Annotated in this window: 21 protein-coding genes; 14 read left to right on the forward strand and 7 right to left on the reverse strand. The window is 75.0% G+C overall.

From position 1 onward, the window contains the following. The 3 genes from QSK00_RS21080 to QSK00_RS21090 form a co-directional block, all read right to left on the reverse strand. The gene (locus QSK00_RS21080; RefSeq protein ID WP_285593761.1) at nucleotides 1–420 is read right to left on the reverse strand and encodes a protein-tyrosine phosphatase family protein; all 420 of its coding nucleotides are present in this window, start codon (nucleotides 418–420) and stop codon (nucleotides 1–3) included. Between the two features lie 64 nt (nucleotides 421–484). Beyond that, a complete protein-coding gene (locus tag QSK00_RS21085) occupies nucleotides 485–1,168 on the reverse strand; it encodes a potassium channel family protein (RefSeq protein ID WP_285593763.1) in 684 nt (227 codons plus the stop codon). A 4-nt stretch (nucleotides 1,169–1,172) separates the two neighbouring features. Further along, nucleotides 1,173–1,838, reverse strand: coding sequence for a potassium channel family protein (locus QSK00_RS21090; protein WP_285593970.1), 666 nt, complete (start codon nucleotides 1,836–1,838; stop codon nucleotides 1,173–1,175). A 97-nt stretch (nucleotides 1,839–1,935) separates the two neighbouring features. Between QSK00_RS21090 and QSK00_RS21095 the strand changes: the two genes are divergently transcribed. The 7 genes from QSK00_RS21095 (at nucleotide 1,936) to QSK00_RS21125 (ending at nucleotide 11,109) form a co-directional block, all read left to right on the forward strand. Next, entirely contained in the window at nucleotides 1,936–4,005 is a 2,070-nt protein-coding gene (locus QSK00_RS21095; protein WP_285593765.1) for an APC family permease, read from the forward strand. After that, the gene (locus tag QSK00_RS21100; protein WP_285593767.1) at nucleotides 4,002–5,246 is read left to right on the forward strand and encodes a class I SAM-dependent RNA methyltransferase; all 1,245 of its coding nucleotides are present in this window, start codon (nucleotides 4,002–4,004) and stop codon (nucleotides 5,244–5,246) included. Before QSK00_RS21095 ends, QSK00_RS21100 begins: the two co-directional genes overlap by 4 nt. Further along, the gene (locus tag QSK00_RS21105; RefSeq protein ID WP_352231159.1) at nucleotides 5,243–6,442 is read left to right on the forward strand and encodes an amidohydrolase family protein; all 1,200 of its coding nucleotides are present in this window, start codon (nucleotides 5,243–5,245) and stop codon (nucleotides 6,440–6,442) included. Before QSK00_RS21100 ends, QSK00_RS21105 begins: the two co-directional genes overlap by 4 nt. Next, the gene (locus QSK00_RS21110; protein WP_285593769.1) at nucleotides 6,439–7,743 is read left to right on the forward strand and encodes a M20 metallopeptidase family protein; all 1,305 of its coding nucleotides are present in this window, start codon (nucleotides 6,439–6,441) and stop codon (nucleotides 7,741–7,743) included. The genes QSK00_RS21105 and QSK00_RS21110 overlap by 4 nt, the downstream gene beginning before the upstream one ends. Beyond that, nucleotides 7,740–8,324 carry a class I SAM-dependent methyltransferase gene (locus tag QSK00_RS21115; RefSeq protein WP_285593771.1) on the forward strand — a complete coding sequence of 195 codons (585 nt, stop codon included), beginning with the start codon at nucleotides 7,740–7,742 and terminating at the stop codon, nucleotides 8,322–8,324. The genes QSK00_RS21110 and QSK00_RS21115 overlap by 4 nt, the downstream gene beginning before the upstream one ends. Nucleotides 8,325–8,364: 40 nt before the next feature. Next, nucleotides 8,365–10,371, forward strand: coding sequence for a 1-deoxy-D-xylulose-5-phosphate synthase (dxs, locus tag QSK00_RS21120; protein ID WP_285593773.1), 2,007 nt, complete (start codon nucleotides 8,365–8,367; stop codon nucleotides 10,369–10,371). Between the two features lie 66 nt (nucleotides 10,372–10,437). Beyond that, complete coding sequence (locus QSK00_RS21125) at nucleotides 10,438–11,109, forward strand: response regulator transcription factor (protein WP_285593774.1); 672 nt, start codon at nucleotides 10,438–10,440, stop codon at nucleotides 11,107–11,109. A gap of 96 nt (nucleotides 11,110–11,205) precedes the next feature. Here QSK00_RS21125 and QSK00_RS21130 read toward each other — a convergent pair whose 3' ends face one another. Next, the gene (locus QSK00_RS21130; RefSeq protein ID WP_285593777.1) at nucleotides 11,206–12,114 is read right to left on the reverse strand and encodes a beta-keto acid cleavage family enzyme; all 909 of its coding nucleotides are present in this window, start codon (nucleotides 12,112–12,114) and stop codon (nucleotides 11,206–11,208) included. 196 nt (nucleotides 12,115–12,310) lie between these two features. Here QSK00_RS21130 and QSK00_RS21135 point away from each other — a divergent pair, with 196 nt between their 5' ends. The 3 genes from QSK00_RS21135 (at nucleotide 12,311) to QSK00_RS21145 (ending at nucleotide 14,149) form a co-directional block, all read left to right on the forward strand. Then, nucleotides 12,311–12,610: a hypothetical protein gene (locus QSK00_RS21135; protein WP_285593779.1), complete on the forward strand. Its 300-nt coding sequence runs from the start codon at nucleotides 12,311–12,313 to the stop codon at nucleotides 12,608–12,610. A gap of 88 nt (nucleotides 12,611–12,698) precedes the next feature. Continuing rightward, nucleotides 12,699–12,884 (forward strand): hypothetical protein, encoded by a 186-nt coding sequence (locus QSK00_RS21140; protein ID WP_285593780.1) that lies wholly within the window; start codon nucleotides 12,699–12,701, stop codon nucleotides 12,882–12,884. A 47-nt stretch (nucleotides 12,885–12,931) separates the two neighbouring features. Beyond that, the gene (locus QSK00_RS21145; protein ID WP_285593782.1) at nucleotides 12,932–14,149 is read left to right on the forward strand and encodes a sensor histidine kinase; all 1,218 of its coding nucleotides are present in this window, start codon (nucleotides 12,932–12,934) and stop codon (nucleotides 14,147–14,149) included. Here the strand turns inward: QSK00_RS21145 and QSK00_RS21150 are convergent. From QSK00_RS21150 to QSK00_RS21160, 3 genes are all read right to left on the reverse strand, one after another. Then, nucleotides 14,104–15,525 carry a ribonuclease D gene (locus QSK00_RS21150; protein WP_352231161.1) on the reverse strand — a complete coding sequence of 474 codons (1,422 nt, stop codon included), beginning with the start codon at nucleotides 15,523–15,525 and terminating at the stop codon, nucleotides 14,104–14,106. The two genes, QSK00_RS21145 and QSK00_RS21150, sit on opposite strands and share 46 nt — an antisense overlap. Further along, nucleotides 15,522–16,217 (reverse strand): response regulator, encoded by a 696-nt coding sequence (locus tag QSK00_RS21155; RefSeq protein WP_372460436.1) that lies wholly within the window; start codon nucleotides 16,215–16,217, stop codon nucleotides 15,522–15,524. Before QSK00_RS21155 ends, QSK00_RS21150 begins: the two co-directional genes overlap by 4 nt. A 623-nt stretch (nucleotides 16,218–16,840) precedes the next feature. Further along, nucleotides 16,841–17,467 carry a DUF3000 domain-containing protein gene (locus QSK00_RS21160; protein ID WP_285593784.1) on the reverse strand — a complete coding sequence of 209 codons (627 nt, stop codon included), beginning with the start codon at nucleotides 17,465–17,467 and terminating at the stop codon, nucleotides 16,841–16,843. A gap of 106 nt (nucleotides 17,468–17,573) precedes the next feature. Between QSK00_RS21160 and hemE the strand changes: the two genes are divergently transcribed. Genes hemE through QSK00_RS21180 form a run of 4 tightly spaced genes read left to right on the forward strand, consistent with a single transcriptional unit; the run spans nucleotide 17,574 to nucleotide 21,573 of the window. After that, the gene (gene hemE / locus QSK00_RS21165; protein WP_285593786.1) at nucleotides 17,574–18,677 is read left to right on the forward strand and encodes a uroporphyrinogen decarboxylase; all 1,104 of its coding nucleotides are present in this window, start codon (nucleotides 17,574–17,576) and stop codon (nucleotides 18,675–18,677) included. Next, nucleotides 18,674–20,101, forward strand: a complete 1,428-nt coding sequence (gene hemG, locus QSK00_RS21170) for a protoporphyrinogen oxidase (RefSeq protein WP_285593788.1) — start codon at nucleotides 18,674–18,676, stop codon at nucleotides 20,099–20,101. The genes hemE and hemG overlap by 4 nt, the downstream gene beginning before the upstream one ends. Nucleotides 20,102–20,146: 45 nt before the next feature. Further along, on the forward strand, nucleotides 20,147–20,836 hold the full coding sequence (hemQ, locus tag QSK00_RS21175; protein ID WP_285593790.1) for a hydrogen peroxide-dependent heme synthase: 690 nt from the start codon (nucleotides 20,147–20,149) through the stop codon (nucleotides 20,834–20,836). Then, on the forward strand, nucleotides 20,833–21,573 hold the full coding sequence (locus tag QSK00_RS21180) for an SDR family oxidoreductase (protein WP_285593793.1): 741 nt from the start codon (nucleotides 20,833–20,835) through the stop codon (nucleotides 21,571–21,573). Before hemQ ends, QSK00_RS21180 begins: the two co-directional genes overlap by 4 nt. Nucleotides 21,574–21,583 lie beyond the last annotated feature (10 nt).

Genomic DNA, 21,583 nt, shown 5'->3' on the forward strand with positions numbered 1-21,583 from the left:
TTACCCGGGCGACTCCGCGAACCACCGGATCCAGCGCCGCTGGCCCGGCGTCTCCACGGCGCGGCGGTGGTGGTGCGACCGCACCCAGGCCACGGCGTCGTCGGGACCGAGCCCGTCGAGCGTCGCGAGGCAGGCGAGCACGGTGCCCGTCCGCCCGATCCCGCCGCCGCACGCGACCTCGACGAGCTCGGACCCGGCCCGGGCGTGGAGGGCCTCGATGGCGGCGCGGGCCTCGTCGGGGTGGCGGGGCGTGCGGAAGTCGGGCCACACCAGCCAGCGGCGGGGCCACGTCATGCCCGGGTCCCGACGACGGGCCGCGGAGCGCGACCCGAGGTAGAGGCCGAAGGCCGGTGGTCCGGGCGGCGGCGGCACCCGGAGCGACCGGGCGCGGACGGTGCGGCCGCCGGGCAGGGTGATCACGGAGGATGTGGCCTTCCTGCCACTGGACGACAGCAACGACGCTTTCCTGCCACGGAGCGGGCGGTCAGATCAGCTCGCGCCCACCGGGGTCCCCGGAGGTGAGCACCGAGTGGATCTCCTCCTCGACCCCCTCGCCGGCGACGAAGAGCATCTCGTCGCCCGCCTCGAGCGGGTCGTCGGACTGCGGCACGATCACGCGGCCACCGCGCAGGATCGCGACGAGGGCGGCATCGGCGGGCAGCGGGACGTCGCGGACGGGGCGACCGGCCAGCGCGGTGTCCTCGGGCAGCGTGACCTCGACGAGGTTGGCCTTGCCCTGGCGCAGCGTGAGCAGGCGGACCAGGTCGCCGACCGACACCGCCTCCTCGACCATGGCCGCGAGCATGCGCGGGGTCGACACGGCGACGTCGACGCCCCAGGACTCGGTGAACAGCCACTCGTTGCGCGGGTTGTTCACGCGCGCCACCACGCGGCGCACCGCGAACTCGGTCTTGGCGAGCAGCGACACCACGAGGTTGACCTTGTCGTCGCCGGTCGCGGCGATCACGACGTCGCAGTTCTGCACCGACGCGTCCTCCAGCGAGGCGACCTCGCAGGCGTCGGCGTGGACCCACTCGGCCTGCGGCACCGCCTCGGGCGCCACCTCCGCGAGGTCGCGCTCGACGAGCATGACCTCGTGGCCGTTCTCGATCAGCTCGGCGGCGATGGACTTGCCCACCGCGCCGGCCCCGGCGATCGTGACGCGCATCGGTCTACCCCCGCTCCGCCGGCGCCGTCAGGGCCGCCTTGGTCACCGCGGCGACGGTGCCGCTCACGGCGGCCGCGTACACCACGTCGTCGGCCTGGATGATCGTGTTCGGCCGGGTGAGCACGCCGGTGCCGAACCGCACGATGAAGGCGATCCGGCAACCGGTGGCCTCCTCGAGGTCGGTGACGGGGTGACCCGACCAGTCCTCGTGGAACGGCAGCTGCATGATCGCGACGGTGCCGGAGGGGTCGCGCCACGCCGTGGCCACGCCGTCGGGCAGCAGCATCCGCAGGAAGCGGTCGGTGGTCCAGGGGACCGTCGCGACCGTCGGGATGCCGAGCCGCTCGTACACGGCCGCACGCTTGGCGTCGTAGATGCGCGCGACGACGGTCTCCACGCCGAAGGTCTCGCGCGCGACACGCGCGGAGATGATGTTGGAGTTGTCGCCGGAGGAGACGGCGGCGAACGCCTCGGCGCGGTGGATGCCCGCCGCGGTCAGCACCTCGCGGTCGAAGCCCACGCCGACGATCTCCTGGCCGTGGAAGTCACTGCCCAGGCGGCGGAACGCCTGCGGATCCCGGTCGACGACGGCCACCTCGTGGCCGAGCCGCTCCAGCGAGAGGGCCAGGGCGGACCCCACGCGGCCGCAGCCCATGACGACGATGTGCACACGCCCTCCGGTCCCGCTCACCACCACATGACGCGCGCACGGTATCCCGTGCACCCACCGCTCCCACGCCGCCACCCGCTCGGCCTACGCTCTGCGGGTGCCCAGGCTCGCTACCGCGGCGAAACGCCTCGTGCTCGGACTGCCGTTCCGCAGCGACGAGCTCTCGGACACGCTGCTGCGCAAACGCATCGCGCTGCCGGTGTTCGCCTCCGACGCCCTGTCCTCCGTCGCCTACGCGCCGCAGGAGGTGCTGATCACCCTCTCGCTGGCCGGTCTCGGGGCCTACGTCTTCTCCCCGTGGATCGGCTTCGCGGTCGTGGTGGTCCTCGCAACCGTGGTGGTGAGCTACCGGCAGAACGTCCACGCCTACCCCTCGGGTGGCGGGGACTACGAGATCGCGACGACGAACCTGGGTCGCCACGCCGGCCTGACCGTCGCCTCGGCGCTGCTGGTCGACTACACGCTGACGGTCGCCGTCTCGGTGTCCTCGGCGGCGGACAACCTCGGGGCGCTGATCCCGTTCGTCGGCGAGCACAAGGTGCTCTTCAGCGTGCTCGCGATCGCCGTGCTGACCGCGATCAACCTGCGCGGCGTGCGGGAGTCGGGCGCGGCGTTCGCCGTCCCCGTCTACTGCTTCATCGTCTGCCTCGCCGGCATGGTCGTCGTCGGGGTCGTGCGGCTCCTGCTCGGTCAGGACATGGTGGCGCCCAGCGCGGCCTTCGACGTCCGGGCCGAGGCCGACCACCAGCTGTCCTCGCTCGCCCTGATGTTCATCGTGCTGCGCTCGTTCACCCAGGGCTGCGCGGCGCTGACCGGGGTGGAGGCCATCTCCAACGGCGTCCCCGCGTTCCGCAAGCCGAAGTCGCGCAACGCCGCGACCACGCTCGCGATGCTCGGCCTGATCGCGGTGGTGCTCTTCGGCGGCATGCTCGCGCTGGCCCGCGCGACGGGCGTGCACATGGCCGAGGACCCGGCGACGCAGCTCGTCGGCGCCCCGCCCGGCTACAAGCAGGAGACGCTGATCGCCCAGCTCGCCGAGACGATCTTCTCGGGCTTCCCGCCCGGGTTCTGGGCCGTGACGATCTTCACCGCCCTGATCCTCGTGCTGGCCGCGAACACCGCGTTCAACGGCTTCCCGGTGCTCGGGTCGATCCTCGCGCAGGACCGCTACCTGCCGCGCCAGCTGCACACCCGCGGCGACCGGCTGGCGTTCTCCAACGGGATCCTCTTCCTCGCGTTCTTCGCGATCGTGCTCGTCATCGGGTTCTCCGCCGAGGTGACGGCGCTGATCCCGCTCTACACCGTCGGCGTGTTCGTCTCCTTCACGCTCTCCCAGCTCGGCATGGTGCGGCACTGGAACCGCCTGCTCGGCACCGAGACCGACGACGAGGCGCGGTCCGGGCTGCAGCGCTCACGGCTGGTCTCGGGCTTCGGGGCGGCGATGACGGGCGTCGTGCTCGTCGTCGTGCTGATCACGAAGTTCCTGGTCGGCGCGTGGATCGCCATCGTGGCGGGCGGGCTCGCCTTCCTGCTCATGCTCTCGATCCGCCGGCACTACGACCGCGTCGCCGAGGAGATCGCGGCCCCCGACGTCATCGACGCCGTGCTCCCCAGCCGCAACCACGCGATCGTGCTGGTCTCCACCGTGCACAAGCCGACGCTGCGGGCCGTGGCCTACGCCCGCGCGACCCGGCCGGACGTGCTCGAGGCCGTGACGGTCAACGTCGACGACGCGGACACCCGACGGGTGACCTCGGACTGGGAGCGGCGCAACATCCCGGTGCCGCTGAAGGTCCTCGAGTCGCCCTACCGCGAGATCACCCGCCCGATCCTGCAGTACGTCAAGCGCATCCGGACCGACAGCCCGCGCGACGTGGTCACGGTCTTCATCCCCGAGTACGTGCTCGGCCGGTGGTGGGAGCAGCTGCTGCACAACCAGAGTGCGCTGCGCCTCAAGGGGCGGCTGCTGTTCCAGAAGGGTGTGATGGTCGTGAGCGTGCCGTGGCAGCTCGAGTCGTCCCACCGGCTCGCGGCCGCGCGCCCGCAGGGCGCGCCCGGGCTCGCCCGCCGCGGCTACGCGCCGCCGCCCACGAACGGCGTCGCACCCGGCTCGACGTCGGCACCGCCCGGTCCGTCGGCGTCCTCCGAGCGGGCGGACGTGCGATGAGTGCCTCTCCCGACGTCGAGCGCCTCGACTGGACCGACCGCATGCTCGACCTCGAGGTGGGCGCGGTCGCGCACGGCGGGCACTGCGTGGCCCGGCACGAGGGCCGCGTGGTGTTCGTCCGGCACACGCTGCCGGGGGAGCGGGTGCACGCGGTGGTCACCGAGGACCACGGCGGCTCGTTCTGCCGGGCCGACGCCGTGACGGTCCTCGAGGCGGCCCCCGGCCGGGTCGAGCCGGCCTGCCCGTGGGCCGGCCCCGGCGGCTGCGGGGGCTGCGACTGGCAGCACGCCGACCACGACACCCAGCGCGCCCTCAAGGCCGCCGTCGTCGCCGAGCAGCTCTCCCGGCTCGCCGGCATCGAGCGCGACGTCGTGTGCGAGGCGCTGCCCGGCGGCCCCCTCGGTTGGCGGACCCGGATGCGGATGGCCGTGACCGACGACGGGCGGCCCGGCCTGCGGGCCCACCGCAGCCACGAGATCCTGCCGGTCGGCGACTGCCCGATCGCCGTCCGCGGCGCCCTCGACCCCGTCCTCGCCCACACCTGGACGCCGACGGCGGAGATCGAGATCGTCGCCGACGCCGCGGGCGAGACGCACGCGACCGAGCTGTTCGAGGGCGACCGGCACCTCGAGATCGGGTCCGGCACCGCCCACGAGCGCGCTGCCGGCCGCGACTGGACGCTGCCCGCGCCCGCGTTCTGGCAGGTCCACCCCGGGGCGGCCGACGCCGTGGTCGCAGCCGCGCTCGAGGGTGTCGGCGAGCTCGGGCGCGACGACGTCGTGTGGGACCTCTACGGCGGCGCCGGGCTCATCGCCGCGGCGCTCGCCGACCGGGCCGGCGTCGTCGTCGACGTCGAGTCCGACCCGGACGCGACGGCCGCCGCGGCGGGGAACCTGGCCGACCTGCCGGCCGCGCAGGTCGTCCGCGGGCGGGTGGAGAAGGTGCTCGACTCCCTGGCCCGCACGACCCCGCCCGACGTCGTCGTGGCCGACCCGCCACGCAAGGGTCTCGGGCGCGAGCTCGCCGGCCGCATCGGTGCCCTCGGCGCACGCCGGATCGTGCACGTCGCCTGCGACCCGGCCGCCCTCGCCCGCGACGTCGCGGCCCTGGCCGACGCCGGGTACGTCCTCGCCGACCTGCGGGTCTTCGACGCCTTCCCGATGACCCACCACATGGAGTGCGTGGCGACCCTCGTGCGGAGACGGAGCGCAGCGGAGCCCGACCCGTCGATCCGGACATGAACTGCGTGCCCCCCGACGGCGGCAGCCTCGTCTCGCTCGGGCTGGTACCGGCCGGGCCGGTGAGCTTCCTCGACGGCGTCCCGCTCGTCGACCACCACTGCCACTCGGTGGTGGCCGACGACCTCGACCAGGACCGCTTCGAGGCCCTGCTGACCGAGGGCGAGGGTCCCGCTCCCGGGCTCTCGGCCTTCGACTCCCGGCTCGGGTTCTCGGTGCGCCGCTGGTGTGCCCCCGTGCTCGGCCTGCCGCCGCACGCCCCGGCGCGGGACTACGTCGAGCGGCGCGCGGAGCTGGGCGCCGAGACGGTCTCGCGGGCGATGCTGCGGGCGGCCGGTTCCGGGGCGCTGCTCGTCGACCACGGCTTCGCGGCCGGCGGCCTGCTGGATCTCGAGGAGCTCTCCGGGGTGGCCGGCGTGCCGGTCGGGGAGGTGGTGCGCCTGGAGGCGGTGGCCGAGGCGGTCGCCGACGCGGGGGTCGACGCCGCCGGGTACGCCGACGCGCTGGCCGCCGAGATCGCCCGGCGCACCGACGCGTCCCGCCGCCCGCTGCCGGTCGCCTGCAAGACGGTGCTCGCCTACCGCGCGGGGCTCGACGTCGAACCGCACCGCCCGGACGCCGCGGCGGTCGCGGCGGCCGCCTCGGCGTGGCTGCCCCGCCGGGCCCGCGACCGGGAGCCGCTGCGCGACCCCGTGCTGCTGCGCCACGGCCTCTGGGCGGGCCTCGACACCGGACTGCCCCTGCAGCTGCACACCGGGTTCGGCGACCCCGACGAGGACCTCCACCGCGCCGACCCGGCCCTGCTCGCGGGCCTCGCCCGGCTCGTCGAGCCGCTCGGCGTGCCGCTCATGCTGCTGCACACCTACCCCTACCACCGCCAGGCCGCGTGGATGGCCCAGGTGTTCTCGTGTGTCTACGCCGACGTGAGCCTCGCCGTGCCGTACGTCGGTTCCCGGGCCCCCGAGGTCATTGCCGAGATGCTGGAGCTGGCACCCTTCGGCAAGGTGCTCTACGCGTCGGACGCCTACGGGCTGCCCGAGCTGCATCTGCTCGGCGCCCTGCGCTTCCGGGCGGCCCTCGGGGGCCTGCTCGAGCACCTCTGCGCGACCGACGAGATCTCTCCCGCCGACGCCGAACGGGTGGCCACCATGATCGCTCGCGAGAACGCCCTGCGGACCTACCCGCGGATCCCCGCGTGACGGTCGAGGTCCCGCTGTCCGGGAGTCCCCGGCCCGACGCCGGGTCGGAGCGCGCCCCGCGACCGGTACCGGTCCCGCCGGCGTTGGCGGAGGCCCTCGAGGCGGAGCTGCCGGCCGCGGTCGCGTTGCGCCACGAGCTGCACCGCCGACCGCGCGTCTCCGGGGACGAGACCGACTCGCGCGACGCCGTCGCCCGCGCGCTGGGCCGCGCCCTGGAGCCGGTGGCCGGCACCGGCGGGATGCTGCGGCTCGGCGGGCCGGGTCCCGCGGTCGCCGTCCGCGGGGAGCTCGACGCCCTGCCCGTGCACGAGGCGACCGGGCTGCCGTTCGCCTCGGAACGCCCGGGCGTCGCGCACGTCTGCGGGCACGACGTGCACACCGCCGGTCTCGTCGCCCTCGTCCGTGCCGTCGCCGCCGCCGGACCGGACCTGCTCGCGGCGCCGCTGCTCGCGGTGTTCCAGCCGCGGGAGGAGGCCGCGCCCAGCGGGGCCGCCGACGTCATGGTCGACGACGCCTTCCGGGCCCACCACCCGGCCGCGGTCCTCGGCGTGCACGTCCAGCCCGAGCTGCCCCGCGGGGTGGTCTCCGCGCGCCCCGGCCCGGTCAACGCCTCGGCCGACGAGATCGAGATCACGGTGACGGGCCGGGCCGGTCACGGCGGTTACCCGCACCGCACCCACGACCCGGTGCTCGCGGTCGCCGCGGTGGTCGTCGCCCTGCAGCACATCGTGGCGCGGCGCGTGAACCCCCTGGAGGCGGCGGTGGTCACGATCGGGCAGATCACGGCCGGGAGCGCTCCCAACGTGGTGCCCGGCGAGGCCCGCGCCCGCGGCACCGTGCGGGCCCTCGACGCCGACCGCGACGCCGTCCTCGAGGCCGTCCGTCAGGTCGTGACGCACACCGCGGCCGCCCACGGCTGCACCGGTGAGGTGGCCGTGGTGCCCAACGAACCCGCCGTCGTGAACGACCGCCGCCTGACCGCTGCGATCGCCGCGACACTCGGCGGACGCCGTGGCGAGGAGCGGGCGGCGCCCACGGGCCTGACGCTCGACACCGCCTTCCGCTCGTGCGGCGCGGACGACTTCTCGCACTACTCGGCCGAGGGCCTGCCGGCGGTGATGCTGTTCGTGGGGACCGCCGAGCCGGGCGCCGTCCCCGGGTCGGCCCCCGGTCTGCACCACCCGGGGTTCTCGCCCGACGACGCGATGGTGGGCGAGGTCGCACGCGCCCTGCTCGCGGCGGTCGTGGCGGCGGGCCAGACTCTGCCTCCCACCGTGTCCCCAGCTGAAGAGGCCCCGTGACCGAGATCAGGCACTTCTCGACCGCCTTCCTGCGTGACCCGCTGCACGTCGCCGCGCTCTTCCCGAGCTTCCCCCCGCTGTGCCGCCAGGCGATCGCCCCGCTGCCCGGGACCGGCGACCCGGTCGTGCTCGACCTCGGCGCCGGCACGGGGTCGGTCACCGACGAGATCCAGAAGCGGCTGCAGGGCCGCGGCCGGCACATCGCCGTCGAGATGGACGAGGACATGGCCGAGGTCCTCCAGCGCCGCCACCCGGAGGTCGAGGTGCTGTGCACCGACGCCCACACCGCGGTGGAGAAGCTGCTGGCCGAGGGCGTGCGCGCGGACCTGTCGGTCTCCGGGCTGCCCTGGCTCGCGACCGCCCCGAAGGACCGGTCGATCTTCCCGCTGCTCGCCCGGCTCGCCGCTCCCGGCGGCGCCGTGACGCAGCTCGCCCACGCCTGGATCCGGTTCTTCCCCACCGCCAAGCAGGTGCAGCGCAACCTCGAGGCGACCTTCGAGGAGGTCGTGGTCAGCCGCACGGTGTGGCTGAACGCGCCCCCGGCCGTGGTCTACGTCGCGCGGCGGCCGCGGACGGTCTGAACGCCCTGCAGGACACGGCGGTCTCCGTAGACTGGCCGCCGTGAGTCTGCTCCAGCGCGTACGGACCCCGGCCGACCTGCGGGCCCTCGACGCGGGCGAGGTCGACGCGCTCGCGGCCGAGATCCGGGGCTTCCTGATCGACGCCGTCTGCCGGACCGGGGGCCACCTCGGCCCCAACCTCGGGGTCGTCGAGCTCACCCTCGCCCTGCACCGGGTCTTCGACTCGCCGCGCGACGCGCTGCTCTTCGACACCGGGCACCAGAGCTACGTCCACAAGATCGTCACCGGACGGTCGGGGGAGTTCGACGGCCTGCGCCAGGGCGGGGGCCTGTCGGGCTACCCGAGCCGCGCGGAGTCCGAGCACGACCTCGTGGAGAACTCGCACGCCTCCACCGCCCTCTCGTGGGCCGACGGTCTCGCGAAGGCCGACCAGCTGCTCGGCCGGGACCGGTCGGTCGTCGCCGTGGTCGGTGACGGCGCGCTGACCGGCGGGATGTGCTGGGAGGCGCTCAACAACATCGCCGGCTCGGACCGGCCCGTCGTCATCGTGGTCAACGACAACGGGCGCTCCTACGCCCCGACCATCGGCGGGCTCTCCGAGCGGCTCTCCACCCTGCGGCTCGCCCCGCGCTACGAGGACGTCCTCGAGCACGGCAAGAAGGCGTTGCGGCGCATCCCCGTCGTCGGGAACACGCTCTACTCCGCGGTGCACGCCGCGAAGGCGGGCGTGAAGGACGCCTTCTCCCCGCAGGCGCTGTTCTCCGACCTCGGCCTCAAGTACCTCGGCCCGGTCGACGGGCACGACACCGCGGCGATGGAGACGGCGCTGACCGCCGCGCGCGACTTCGGCGGCCCCGTCATCGTGCACGCGGTCACGAGCAAGGGCCGCGGGTTCGCCTCGGCCGAGCAGGACCTCGCCGAGCAGATGCACGCCGTGGGCGTGCTCGACCCGGACACCGGTCTGCCGGTCGGGCCGAAGCCGCGCGAGTGGACCTCCGTGTTCACCGAGACCATGCTCGAGCTCGGTCGGGAGCGCGCCGATGTCGTCGCGATCACCGCGGCGATGCCCGGCCCGACCGGCCTCGCGGCGTTCGGCGAGGTCTACCCCGAGCGGCTCTTCGACGTCGGGATCGCCGAGCAGCACGCCCTGACCTCGGCGGCGGGGCTCGCGCACGGCGGCCTGCACCCGGTGGTCGCGATCTACTCCACCTTCCTCAACCGTGCGTTCGACCAGCTGCTCATGGACGTCGCGCTGCACCGCGAGCCGGTCACCGTGGTGCTTGACCGTGCCGGCGTCACCGGCAGCGACGGGGCCTCGCACAACGGCATGTGGGACCTGTCGGTGATGGGCATCGTGCCGGGGCTGCGGGTCGCCTCGCCGCGCGACGCGGTGTCGCTGCGCGAGGAGCTGCGCGAGGCCGTCGACGTCGCCGACGGGCCGACCGCGCTGCGCTGGTCGAAGGGCGCGGTGCCGAGCGAGGTGCCCGCCCTGCGCCGCATCGGGGGCGCCTCCGGCCCCGGCGCGGTCGACGTGCTCGCCGAGCCCGGCCGGCTCTCCCGGGCCGCACCGCGCCCGACCGCGATCGAGCGGCTCGAGCGCGCCGACGACGAGCCGCCGCAGGTCCCCGACGTCCTGCTGGTCTGCGTGGGTGTCTTCGGTCAGCTCGGGGTCGAGGCGGCCGACCGCCTCACCGCCCAGGGCATCGGCGTGACGGTGGTCGACCCACGATGGCTCCAGCCGGTGCCGCCCGCGCTGCTCGACCTCGCGGCGTCGCACCGTCTCGTCGTCACCGTCGAGGACGGCGGGCGCCACGGCGGGTTCGGCTCGGCGCTGGCCGACGCGCTCTCCGAGGCGGGGACCGACGTGCCGGTGCGCCGCATCGCGCTGGCCCAGGAGTTCCTCGTCCACGACAGCCGGGGTGCGCTCCTGGCCGCCGCCGGGCTCACCGACCAGGACGTCGCGCGGCGGGTCACCGAGTGGGTCGCCGCCTCGCGCGGGGACGCCGAGACGTCGTCGCTGGCGCGCGACGAGAAGTCCGCCTCCTGAGACCGAGAGCGTCCACCCAGCTGATTCTCAGCGTCCGTTCAGCCACCCGGTGGCAAGGTGGATGACGTGCGCATTCTGATCGTGGAGGACGAGCAGGCCCTGGCCGACGCGCTGGCGCGCGGGCTGCGGCGCGAGGGGATGGCCGTCGACGTCGCCTACGACGGCGACACCGGCTCGGAGAAGGCGTCCGTGACGCGCTACGACGTCGTCGTGCTCGACCGGGACCTGCCCGGTCGCTCCGGCGACGACCTGTGCGCCGAGATCGCGGGCGGGGTCACGCGGGTGATCATGCTGACGGCGAGCGGCACGCTGCGGGACAAGGTCGCCGGGCTCGCCCTCGGCGCCGACGACTACCTGGCGAAGCCCTTCGACTTCCCGGAACTCGTCGCCCGCATCCGGGCGCTGGGACGCCGCGCCGTCCCGGCCACCCCGCCGATCCTCGAGGCCGCGGGGGTGGTGCTCGACCCGGCCAAGCGGACCGTGGTGCGCGAGGGCACGCCGGTCGACCTCACGCGCAAGGAGTTCGGCGTCCTCGAGGTGCTGATGGCCGCCGGTGGCGCCGTCGTCTCCTCCGAGGAGCTGCTCGAGCGGGTGTGGGACGAGAACGCCGACCCGTTCACCACCACGGTGCGCGTGACGGTCATGACGCTGCGCAAGAAGCTCGGCGAGCCCGGCATCATCGACACCGTCGTCGGCTCGGGCTACCGGGTCCGCAGCGACGCGCACGCGGCGGTGTAGACCGCACCGTGCTCCGCCGGCCCGCCCGCGATGCACACCAGGCAGGAATCCGGACACACGGATCTGCCTGAGTGCACCTCGCGGGCGCGGACCGGGTCACGGCGTCGCGATCCCCAGCGTCGCCCGGGCCTCCGCGCAGGTCGCGGGGCGGCGCCCGGAGGCGGCGAGCAGCTCGAGGAGTTCGTCGAGCAGGTCGACGTTGGTGGGCGTGCGCGGGCCGGCGTAGTCCTCCAGCCCCACCCGCACGTGACCGCCGCGCTCGAGGGCCAGCGCGGCGAGGCCGCAGCCCACCACGTCGCCGCCGAGCACCGCCACCGACCACGGCAGGCCCGAGCCGTCGAGCAGCTCGCAGTAGGCGTCGAGCGCCCGCTCGGTGGGCGGCAGCCCGAACTGCAGGTCGCCCCCGAAGTACAGCTTGACCATCGCGCCCGCCGGGACCCGCCCGTGCCGCTGCAGGGTCAGCGTGGTGCGCAGGAAGCCGGGTTCGAAGATCGAGATCGACGGGGCGGCCCCGAGCTCGGCGGTGCGCCGGAACATGTACTCGGTGTCGGCGATGCTGTTCTGGTAGGGCTCCGTCACAGCTGCCGGCGCGCATGCGCCGGAGCCGAGCAGGCCCACGTTGACCGATCCCGGGTCGACCAGCGTCATGCCGCCCAGGCCGCGGCGCGCCAGCTCCTCGACGTGCGCCCACTTCTGCTCGACCGGGATCCCCCGGGCGCCGGCCCCCATCGTGGGGTAGAGCAGGGCGAGCGGGTGCCGTTCGACGACGGGGGTCCAGGCCCGGACGTAGGGGTCGGGGGAGTGGACCGCGTCCGCGGTGAACATCGGCTCGTCGTTGTGGTTGTGGGCGATCGCGGCCCCGCGCCCCAGGCAGTCGAGCATGTCGGTGGCGATCTCCGCCGGGGTCCGGGGGACGTTCGGGTTCGTCGACCGGTCCGTGGTGCCGTTGACGGCCACCTCGACGATGACGGCGTCGGGGGACGCGGACGACCCGGCGGAGCTCATGGGACGAGAGGATGCCGCAGGTATCCGCCCGGGCCCAGGCCGACACCTCGGTCGGTCGGCACCACCCGATCGGCGGATGACGTGTCCTAAACCGTGTCCTCGCGTTCGCGGGCTTCGTTCACCACACGTATTCGGACGATCACCGCGTGTGAGAGTCCGGAAGCTCCCCACGCGAGAGGAACACCTCATCATGTCGATGATCCGCAAGGCCGTCCTGGCGTCCGCCCTCATCAGCTCGGGCCTCGTCTCCACCGCCGGCCTGGCGATGGCGCACGAGACCGACGGGACCGCCCAGAAGGGCCTCGTCAACTCCTCGGACTTCGCCCCCAACACCCCCGTGAACGTCTGCAACAACGACGTCCCGGTCAACGTCCTCGGCGTGCAGGTCCCGGTGCAGGACAACGCCGTCGGCGTGCCCGTCGCCTCGAAGGCCAAGGACGGCAACGGCGCGGCCATCGCCAAGACCTGCAAGTCCCCGATCCACGCGATCAACTAGTCGCGTCGTCACCCGGGCCCGGGATCACGTCCTCACGAGGGGCGCGGTCCCGGGCCCGTGGTGTCCGACGGGTCCCGCGAGGAGGATCGTGCGCGACGAGGTGACCGTCCTGTTCGCCGCGGCGCTCGACGGTGACGAGCGCGCCGAGCTCGAGCTCGGCCGGCGGTGGCTCGACGAGGACGACCCGACGGCGGGCCGGGCGGCCCTGGCCGTGACCGAGGTGGTCCTCGCCGAGCTCGAACGCGATCCGCTCTACCGGGCGTGGGCCCGGTAGGGCGGGTCGACCTTCACCTCCCCGCAGCCCCGGCGGTCGTAGGCTCTGTGACCGTGCTGCGCCGCGAGGACCGGACCGGGTCGCGCCCCGCGCGGGCCCGCCGTCGCCGCGGGCCCGGCCTGCGGGTCCGCCTGACGCTGCTCGCGACCGGTCTGGTCGCGGCGGTGAGTGCCCTGCTGCTCTGGCTGGGCTGGATGCTCGTCGGCGAGGTCGCGGCCAGCCTGCCGACGCTGCCGCCGGGGACGCCGGTGCTCGTGGACGGGGTGTCCGTGCCGGCGGGGGAGATCGCGGCGGCCCTCGGGCACAGCGCGCGGGCCGAGGTCCTCCAGGTCGGCTCCCTCGCCTTCGCCTTCGTGGTGCTGGCCGTGGCGCTGGTGTCCTGGGTGCTCACCGGCCACGTGCTCCAGCCGGTCCACGACGTGACCGCCACCGCGCGGCGCCTCTCGGCCGAGTCCCTCGACGCCCGGATCGACCTGGAGGGCCCGCGCGACGAGGTCGCCGAGCTCGCCGACACCTTCGACGAGATGCTCGACCGCCTGCAGGCCGCGTTCGACGCCCAGCGCCGGTTCGTCGCCAACGCCAGCCACGAGCTGCGCACACCGCTCGCCGTGCTGCGCACCGAGATCGACGTGACGCTGGCCGACCCGGACGCCGACGTCGACGAGCTCCGACGCATGGCCGGGGTCCTGCGGGACGCCACCAAGCGCGCCGAGGGCCTCGTCGACGGGCTGCTGCTCCTCGCCCGCACGGAGGCCGCCGAGCGCCGGGCGTCCGAGGGCGACGAGCCGGTCGACCTCGACCTCGCGGCCCACGGCGCGCTCGACGCGGTCCGCGCCGAGGTGGAGGGGCGCCGCCTGCGGGTCGACGTGGGGCCCGGGACCGAGGCCGTGGTCGTCGGGGACGCGGCGCTGCTGGAGCGGGTCGTGGGGAACCTCGTGGAGAACGCGGTGCGCCACAACGTCGACGGCGGTTGGATCACGGTGCGCACCGCGGCCGACGCCGGACGGGTCGAGCTGGTCGTGGCCTCCTCGGGCCCGGTGCTCGACCCCGCCCGCGTCCCGGACCTGTTCGAGCCCTTCCGCCGCGGCGCCGACCGGGTCGGGTCCGGCTCCGGGCTCGGGCTGTCGATCGTGCGCGCCGTGGTCCGGTCGCACGGCGGCACCGTCACGGCCGAGCCGGTCGACGGCGGCGGCCTCTCGGTGCGGGTGATGCTGCCCGGTCAGCTCTCCGGGTCGCTGAACACGGGCGTGACCGTGCCGACCTGAGCCGGTGTCCCCCCGGCGCTGCTGCTGCGGCGCCGGCGACGGCGCGGCGACCGACGCGCCGTCCCGGGCTCGTCCTCCGTGCTCCCGTTCCCGACGGCGGGTGTCGCCGTCCCGGGCGGGGCGGTCTGCTCCAGCGCCGCCACGAGACCGGGCAGGGCGAGCTCGCGCTGCCAGGGCCGTGCGCCGCCCGCCGTCAGGAAGGCGTCGACGGACTCCGCGTCGGCGGGCTCGGGTGGGGTCCAGCAGAGACGGCGGACGAGGTCGGGCTGGAGCAGGTTCTCCACCGGGGTGTCCCACTGCTCGGCCAGCGCGCCGAGGTGCGCGCGGGCAGCGGTGAGGCGCGCGGCGGCGTCCGGGTCCTTGTCGGCCCAGCGGTTCACCGGGGGCGGGCCGTCGCCGGCGGGGGAGGGGTCGGGCAGCTCCTCGGCCGGCAGCCCGCGGCCGGTGCGCACGGCGCGCCACCAGCGGTCGGCGAGGCGCCGCTGCCGGCTGCCCTTGAAGACGGGCATCTCGGTGAGAGCGGCCTTGTCGGCGGGCTCGCGCAGGGCGGCGTCGACGATCGCGGCGTCGGGCAGCAGACGGCCCGGCGCGACGTCGCGGGACTCCGCGAGCTCGTCGCGGGACTCCCAGAGCGCCCGGACGACCGCGAGCTGGCGGGGGCGGCGCACCTTGTGCATGCCGGAGGTGCGGCGCCACGGCTCCGCGCGCCGCTGCGGCGGTCCGGCGAGGCGGACCGCCTCGAACTCCTGGCGTGCCCACTCGGCCTTGCCCTGGCGCTCGAGATCGGCGGCCAGCAGGTCGCGCATCGCGACGAGGAGCTCGACGTCGAGGGCGGCGTAGACGAGCCAGTCGGCGGGCAGCGGCCGGGTCGACCAGTCGGCGGCGCCGTAGCCCTTGCGCAGCCGGACGCCCAGCAGGCGCTCGGCGAGGGGGCCGAGCCCGACGCGCGGGTAGCCCGCGAGGCGGCCGGCGAGTTCGGTGTCGAAGAGGGCGTCGGGACGCATGCCGACCTCGGCGAGGCACGGCAGGTCCTGCGACGCGGCGTGGAGCACCCACTCGACGCCGCGCAGGGCGTCGCCGAGCACGGTGAGGTCACCGTCGAGGGCGATCGGGTCGACGAGGGCGCTGCCCGCGCCCTCCCGGCGCAGCTGCACCAGGTAGGCCCGCGCGGAGTAGCGGAAACCGGACGCCCGCTCGGCGTCGACGGCGACCGGACCGCTGCCCGCGGCCAGGTCGTCGGCGAGCGCCGAGAGGCGATCCCGATCCGTGATGATCTCGGGGACACCGTCGGCGGGGGCGAGGAGCTCGAGGACGTCGTCGTCGTCCTCCGTGCTCCCGTCCCCGTCGACGGGCCCCGGATGTGGTGCGGTGCTCAGCGGATGACGCCCGCCCGCATGGCCAGAGCGACCATCTGGGCCCGGTCACCCGTGCCGAGCTTGCGACCGATCCGCGAGAGGTGGCTCTTGACCGTGAGGGCCGAGAGACTCAACGCCTCGCCGATCTCCTTGTTCGAGCGTCCGTCCGCCACCAGCTGCAGCACCTCGACCTCGCGGGCCGAGAGCTCCCGCGGGGTGTTGTCGGTGGCCGGCACCCGGGTGCCCGCCGCGAGCAGCGGGGCGACCGAGGGGTCGGCGTAGAGGCCGCCCTCGAGGACCCGGCGCACGCCGTCGGTGACGATGCCCGGCGAAGCGGACTTGAGCAGATAGGCCTGCGCCCCCGCCTGGAACGCCGCCCGCACCGCGGACGGGTCGTCCGAGGCGGCCAGCACCACCACACGGTTCCAGCCCTGCGCCCGCAGTTCCGCGATCAGGTCGAGCCCGGAACCGTCCGGGAGACCGAGGTCGAGGATCGCGAGGTCACACGGGCCGGAAGCGAGTGCTCGGGTCCTGGCCTCGGAGATCGAGGCCGCCTCGTGGACGGTGCCCGCGCCCATCGAGGTGAGTCGTTGCGCGATCGCCTCGCGCAACAGCGGGTGGTCGTCGACCACCAGCACCGAGAACATCTCTTCCCGCGGATGCGGGACCATGGCCGGTGGCAGCAGGCCACTCGCGACGCCGCGAAGTGCCATGCCTGGGCCCACGGTAGCCACGTCAACTACCTCCCTGGAGTCGGTCTTGCCCCCCGACGGACGCACCAGGAACCCCGGTCGTCGACCGCGCCGCCGAACGGCCGAGGAAGTGCGTCGCGAGAGAACATATCCCCCCTGGCGAGTTAACGAGAGCATTAGGGCCAACTTCGCTCGGTGGAGTTTCGCCCGTTACGGGTTGGCGGTCACTCCTTGGTGTGGGTGTCGCACTCTCCGTATGCTGTCAGTGACACTGTGTGTAGTCAATGTGACTGTGTGTTGTCAAAGGCTCTGAACGTCGCAGAGTCGCTGCGCTCATCGGTCTAATCTCATCCGAGTAACGGACGCAACACAGCGACCGCGTTCGGAGTCCGGGCCGTGACCCGCTCGCTGCCGGGCGTTCACCCGCCCTGCGCAGCGGCCCCTCCGGGCGGACGACCTGCGAGAATGCCGGAATCGGCACCAGTGGTACCGGGAAAATGCTGAGAGTTCGCTGAATGGTGAACTGCCGGGCGGTCCCGAGTTGAGACGCGAGAACCGCCGGCGTCTCGAACGCACACAACCGTGGAACGCACGGGCGGATGCACGGGCCGGACACCCCGGGCGTCCGCCCCGGGCGCCCGGGTTCAGCCCAGGCGGCGGGCGCCGAGGCTCGCGACGCCCACCGGGGGCAGGCCCGCGGCGGTCGCCAGCACCGCGGTGAAGGCGCCGCCGTGCTCGGTCAGGTCGGCCGCCGTCGCGGTCGGGTCGTCGCCGTCGCCGTCGCCGTCGGGCAGGACCGGTGTCCAGGACGCCCGCAGCTCCAGGTCGCACACCTGCGCGGGCCCGGAGATGTCGCCGAAGCGCACCGACGAGGTCTGGGTGACGGTGCCACCGACGGCGGTCGCGGCGGCCCCGGACTCCTCCAGCGCTCCGGTCAGCCAGGACCAGGCCACCTCGGGCAGCATCGGGTCGTTCGCGTGCTCGGGGTCGAGCTCGGCGCGCACGAAGGTGACCAGGCGCAGCGTGCCGTCCCAGGCCTCCTGGCCCTCCGGGTCGTGCAGCAGCACCAGTCGGCCGGTGACCAGCACCTCCGGCTCGGGGTCGCCGGCCGCGGCGGTCGAGACCACCTCGGCGCTCCACGCGGCCGACCACGGCGCCAACCGCTGCGGCGGGCGCATCTCGGCCAGCTCGATCTCGGGGCGGGGGCGCAGAGCGGCCAGCGACTCCACGGCCCGTCGGAACGTCTCGGGGGCGGTCGCGGGTGCCGTCACCCGCCGGAGCGTAGGTCGCGCGCGCTCCGGGCGGGAGACCGACGCGCCGGGGAGCGCGCCACGCCGATCGGACGGGCCGGGGAACGGCTGGCAGACTGGTCCCACCATGAGCGCGCCGACGCAACCCGATCCGCACCCCGTCGCCCCGCCCGTCGCGACGAGCGCGAGCGGCGCCCGGCGTGACCTCCCCGGCTCGGCCTTCCTGACGGCGGCGCGGGGCGGGACCCCCGAGCACGTGCCGGTCTGGTTCCAGCGCCAGGCGGGCCGCTCGCTGCCGGAGTACCGACGGGTCCGGCAGGGCACGGGGATGCTCGAGTCCTGCCTGACGCCCGACCTCGCCACCGAGATCACCCTGCAGCCCGTGCGCCGCTACGGGGTCGACGCCGCGATCCTCTTCTCCGACATCGTCGTGCCGCTGCGCGTGGCGGGCATCGGGGTCGACATCGTGGCCGGGACCGGCCCCGTGATCGACGCCCCCGTGCGCACGGCCGCCGACGTCGCGGCGCTGCCCGCGCTCGACCCGGGCCAGGCGGCCCCGGTCGCCGAGACGGTCCGGCAGCTCGTCGGCGAACTCGGCGACACGCCCCTCATCGGCTTCGCCGGCGCCCCCTTCACCCTCGCCTCCTACCTCGTGGAGGGCGGCCCGAGCCGCAACCACGAGCGCACCAAGGCGCTGATGCACGCCGAGCCGGAGACCTGGCACGCGCTGCTCGACCATCTCGCCGACCTCACGCTCACCTTCCTGCGCGTGCAGGTCGAGGCGGGCGTGGACGCGGTGCAGCTGTTCGACTCCTGGGCCGGCGCCCTGTCCGAGCGCGACTACCGGGCGCTCGTGCTGCCGCACTCGGCGAAGGTCCTCGCGGGCCTGGCCGACGCCGGCGTGCCCCGGACCCACTTCGGGGTCGGGACGGGGGAGCTGCTCGGCGCGATGGGCGAGGCCGGGGCGGACGTCGTCGGCGTCGACTGGCGCGTCCCGCTCGACGCCGCGGCCCGCCGCGCCCCGGGCAAGGTGCTGCAGGGCAACCTCGACCCGGCCGTGCTCTTCGCGGGCCCCGAGGTCGTCGAGGCCGAGGTCCGGCGGATCGTCGCCGAGGGCCACGCCGCGCCCGCCCACGTGTTCAACCTCGGCCACGGCGTGCTGCCCGAGACCGACCCGGACGCGCTGCTGCGCGTCGTCGAGACGGTGCACTCCCTGCCCGTCCGCGCGTGACCACGGCTCCTGCGCCGCGCGTCGTCGTGGTCGGCGGTGGGGTCGCCGGGCTCGCGGCCGCGCACCGGCTGCGCACGACCCTCGGCGACGCCGCGGAGATCGTCGTCCTCGAGTCCGCGCGTGTGCTCGGCGGCAAGCTCGCCGCGGTCGAGCTCGGCGGGCTGCGGGTCGACGTGGGGGCGGAGGCGTTCCTCGCCCGGCGCCCCGAGGCGTCCGACCGGCTGGTCGAGCTGGGGTTGTCCGACGACCTCGTGCATCCCTCCGGTGCCTCCTCCGGCATCCGTGCCGGGGGCGCCACCCACGCGATGCCCCCGCGGACGGTGATGGGGGTCCCCGCCGACCCACCCGCCGTCGGGACCCTCCTCTCGGATGCCGGGCGGGCGGCGCTGGACACGGACGCCCGGCTCGGCCCGGTCGCGTGGGACGGCGACGACAGCGTCGGGGGGCTGGTCCGCGCCCGTCTCGGGGACGAGGTCGCGGACCGCCTGGTCGACCCGCTGCTCGGCGGCGTCTACTCGGGCCGCGCGGACGGCCTCGGGGTGCGCGCCACGGTCCCGGCGCTGGCCGCGGCCCTCGACCGCGACCCGTCGTCGCTCGTCGCCGCCGCCCGCGCTGCGCTCCCGGGCGGCACGACCCCGCCGGGCCCCGTGTTCGGGACGCTGCGGACCTCGTTGGCCGACCTGCCGGCCGCCCTCGCCGTGGCCGCCCGCGCCGAGGTACGTCTCGCGCGCACCGTGACGGCGCTGGAGCACCACGGCACCGGGTGGCGGGTGGTGGCCGCGGGACCCGCCGGGACCGGGACGACGGACGCCGACGCGGTCGTCCTCGCGGTGCCCGCCCCGGCGCTGCGGCGGCTGCTCGTCGACGTCGCCCCGGACGCGTCGGCCGCCGCAGCGGGCATCGAGCTGGCGTCCTCCGCCGTCGTCGCGCTGGCCCTGCCGCCGGACACCGACCTCGGCACGCGCTCCGGGGTGCTGATCGGGTCGGGGGAGCGGCGGCCGGACGGGACCCCGTGGACGATCAAGGCCGTCACCGTGTCGTCGGTGAAGTGGCCGCACCTCGTGGGCGAGGAGGCCGTGGTGCTGCGGGCCTCCATCGGGCGGTACGGGGAGAACGACGTCCTGCAGCGCGACGACGACGAGCTCGTGGCCGCGGCCCGGTCCGACCTCGCGGCGCTGCTCGGGCTGACCGCCGAGCCGGTGGAGACGGTCGTCGCGCGCTGGGGCGGCGGGCTGCCGCAGTACGGCGTCGGACACGGCGCCCGCGCGGCACGCCTGGAGGCGCTGCCGCCCGGGCTGGCGGTGGCGGGGGCCGCGCTGCACGGGGTGGGCGTGCCCGCGTGCCTGGCGACGGGAGACGCGGCGGCCGCGCGGATCGCGGCGCACCTCGCCGCCTCCCGCACGAGGGGAACCCTCGCGCCGTAGGAGCGCTCGGATCCTCCCCTCACGGCTGCGTGGCACCATGGACCCGTGGCCAGGCTGAACTACGACGAGCTGAACTCGACGATCCGCTACGCCATGTGGTCGGTGTTCCGCACCGACCCGGCGAAGCTCGGTGAGGACCGGCGCGACGCCGCCGAGGAGTTCGCCGCCGTGATCGACGAGCAGGAGGCCAAGGGCGTCGTCGTCCGCGGGGTGTACGACCTCGCGGGCATGCGCGCCGACGCCGACTGGATGGTGTGGACGCACGCGCAGGACGTCGAGGCGCTGCAGGCCACCTACACCGCGCTGCGCCGCACCGCGCTCGGCCGGGCCTCGGAGCCGGTGTGGTCGAACACCGCCCTGCACCGGCCGGCGGAGTTCAACAAGAGCCACGTGCCGGCGTTCATCGCGGGCGAGGAGCCGAAGGGCTACCTCTGCCTCTACCCCTTCGTGCGCTCGCTGGACTGGTACCTGCTGCCCGATCCCGAGCGGCGCCAGATGCTGGCCGACCACGGCAAGGCCGCCCGCGGGTACGCCGACGTCCGCGCCAACACCGTCCCGGCCTTCGCGCTCGGTGACTACGAGTGGATCCTCGCGTTCGAGGCCGACCAGCTCGACCGGATCGTCGACCTGATGCGCGACCTGCGCGCCACCGAGGCCCGCCGGCACGTGCGCGAGGAGGTCCCGTTCTTCACCGGCCCGCGGGTCGAGCCCGGCGCCCTGCTCGCCCTCTCGTGACGGGCCTCGCTCCGGGGACCCGTGCCGTCGTCACCGGCGCGAGCCGCGGCATCGGCCGCGCCGAGGCGCTGGCCCTGGCGGGGGAGGGTGCCCGCGTCGTCGTGGGGTACGGCCGCAGCGCGAACGCGGCGGACGCCGTCGTCGCGGAGATCGTCGCCGGCGGGGGCGAGGCGTACGCCGTCGCCGCCGACATGGCCGACCCGGCCGCCGTGACGGCCCTCATGGACCGGGCGGCCGAGCTGCTCGGCGGGATCGACGTGCTCGTCTCCAACGCCGGCATCGAGCACTTCGGTGCGCTCGGCACGATCGGCGCCGAGGAGTTCGACCAGGTCTTCGCGGTGAACGCCCGCGGTCAGCTCCTCGCGGTGCAGGCCGCGGCTGCGCACATGGGTCCCGGCGGCCGGATCGTCTGCACCTCGTCGATCGCCGCCTCCACCCCCGTGCCCGGGCACGCGCTCTACGCCGGCTCGAAGGCCGCCGTCGAGGCGATGGTGAAGGTCCTCGCGCTCGACCTCGTGCCGCGGGGCATCACGATCAACGCCATCGCCCCCGGCGGCACCACGAGCGACATGTCGGCCGAGAACGGGAAGCACTACGCCAACGACCTCGCGCCGATCGCCTGGCCGATGGGCCGCTACGGCGAGCCGGAGGACATCACGCCGCTGGTCCGCTTCCTCGCCTCGCCGGAGAGCGGCTGGATGACCGGTCAGACGCTGCGCATCTCGGGCGGCCAGTAGTTCCCGGGGC

Source organism: Actinomycetospora sp. NBRC 106378, assembly GCF_030269685.1.
Lineage (GTDB): Bacteria > Actinomycetota > Actinomycetes > Mycobacteriales > Pseudonocardiaceae > Actinomycetospora.

What these genes read in the sequence shown, in the direction of transcription:
- hemE (WP_285593786.1), top strand. Translation starts at nt 17,574, where the DNA reads ATGAGCGCGCCGACGCAACCCGATCCGCACCCCGTCGCCCCGCCCGTC.
- QSK00_RS21100 (WP_285593767.1), top strand. Translation starts at nt 4,002, where the DNA reads ATGAGTGCCTCTCCCGACGTCGAGCGCCTCGACTGGACCGACCGCATG.
- QSK00_RS21155 (WP_372460436.1), bottom strand. Translation starts at nt 16,217, where the DNA reads ATGGCACTTCGCGGCGTCGCGAGTGGCCTGCTGCCACCGGCCATGGTC.
- QSK00_RS21130 (WP_285593777.1), bottom strand. Translation starts at nt 12,114, where the DNA reads ATGAGCTCCGCCGGGTCGTCCGCGTCCCCCGACGCCGTCATCGTCGAG.
- QSK00_RS21105 (WP_352231159.1), top strand. Translation starts at nt 5,243, where the DNA reads ATGAACTGCGTGCCCCCCGACGGCGGCAGCCTCGTCTCGCTCGGGCTG.
- QSK00_RS21085 (WP_285593763.1), bottom strand. Translation starts at nt 1,168, where the DNA reads ATGCGCGTCACGATCGCCGGGGCCGGCGCGGTGGGCAAGTCCATCGCC.
- QSK00_RS21135 (WP_285593779.1), top strand. Translation starts at nt 12,311, where the DNA reads ATGATCCGCAAGGCCGTCCTGGCGTCCGCCCTCATCAGCTCGGGCCTC.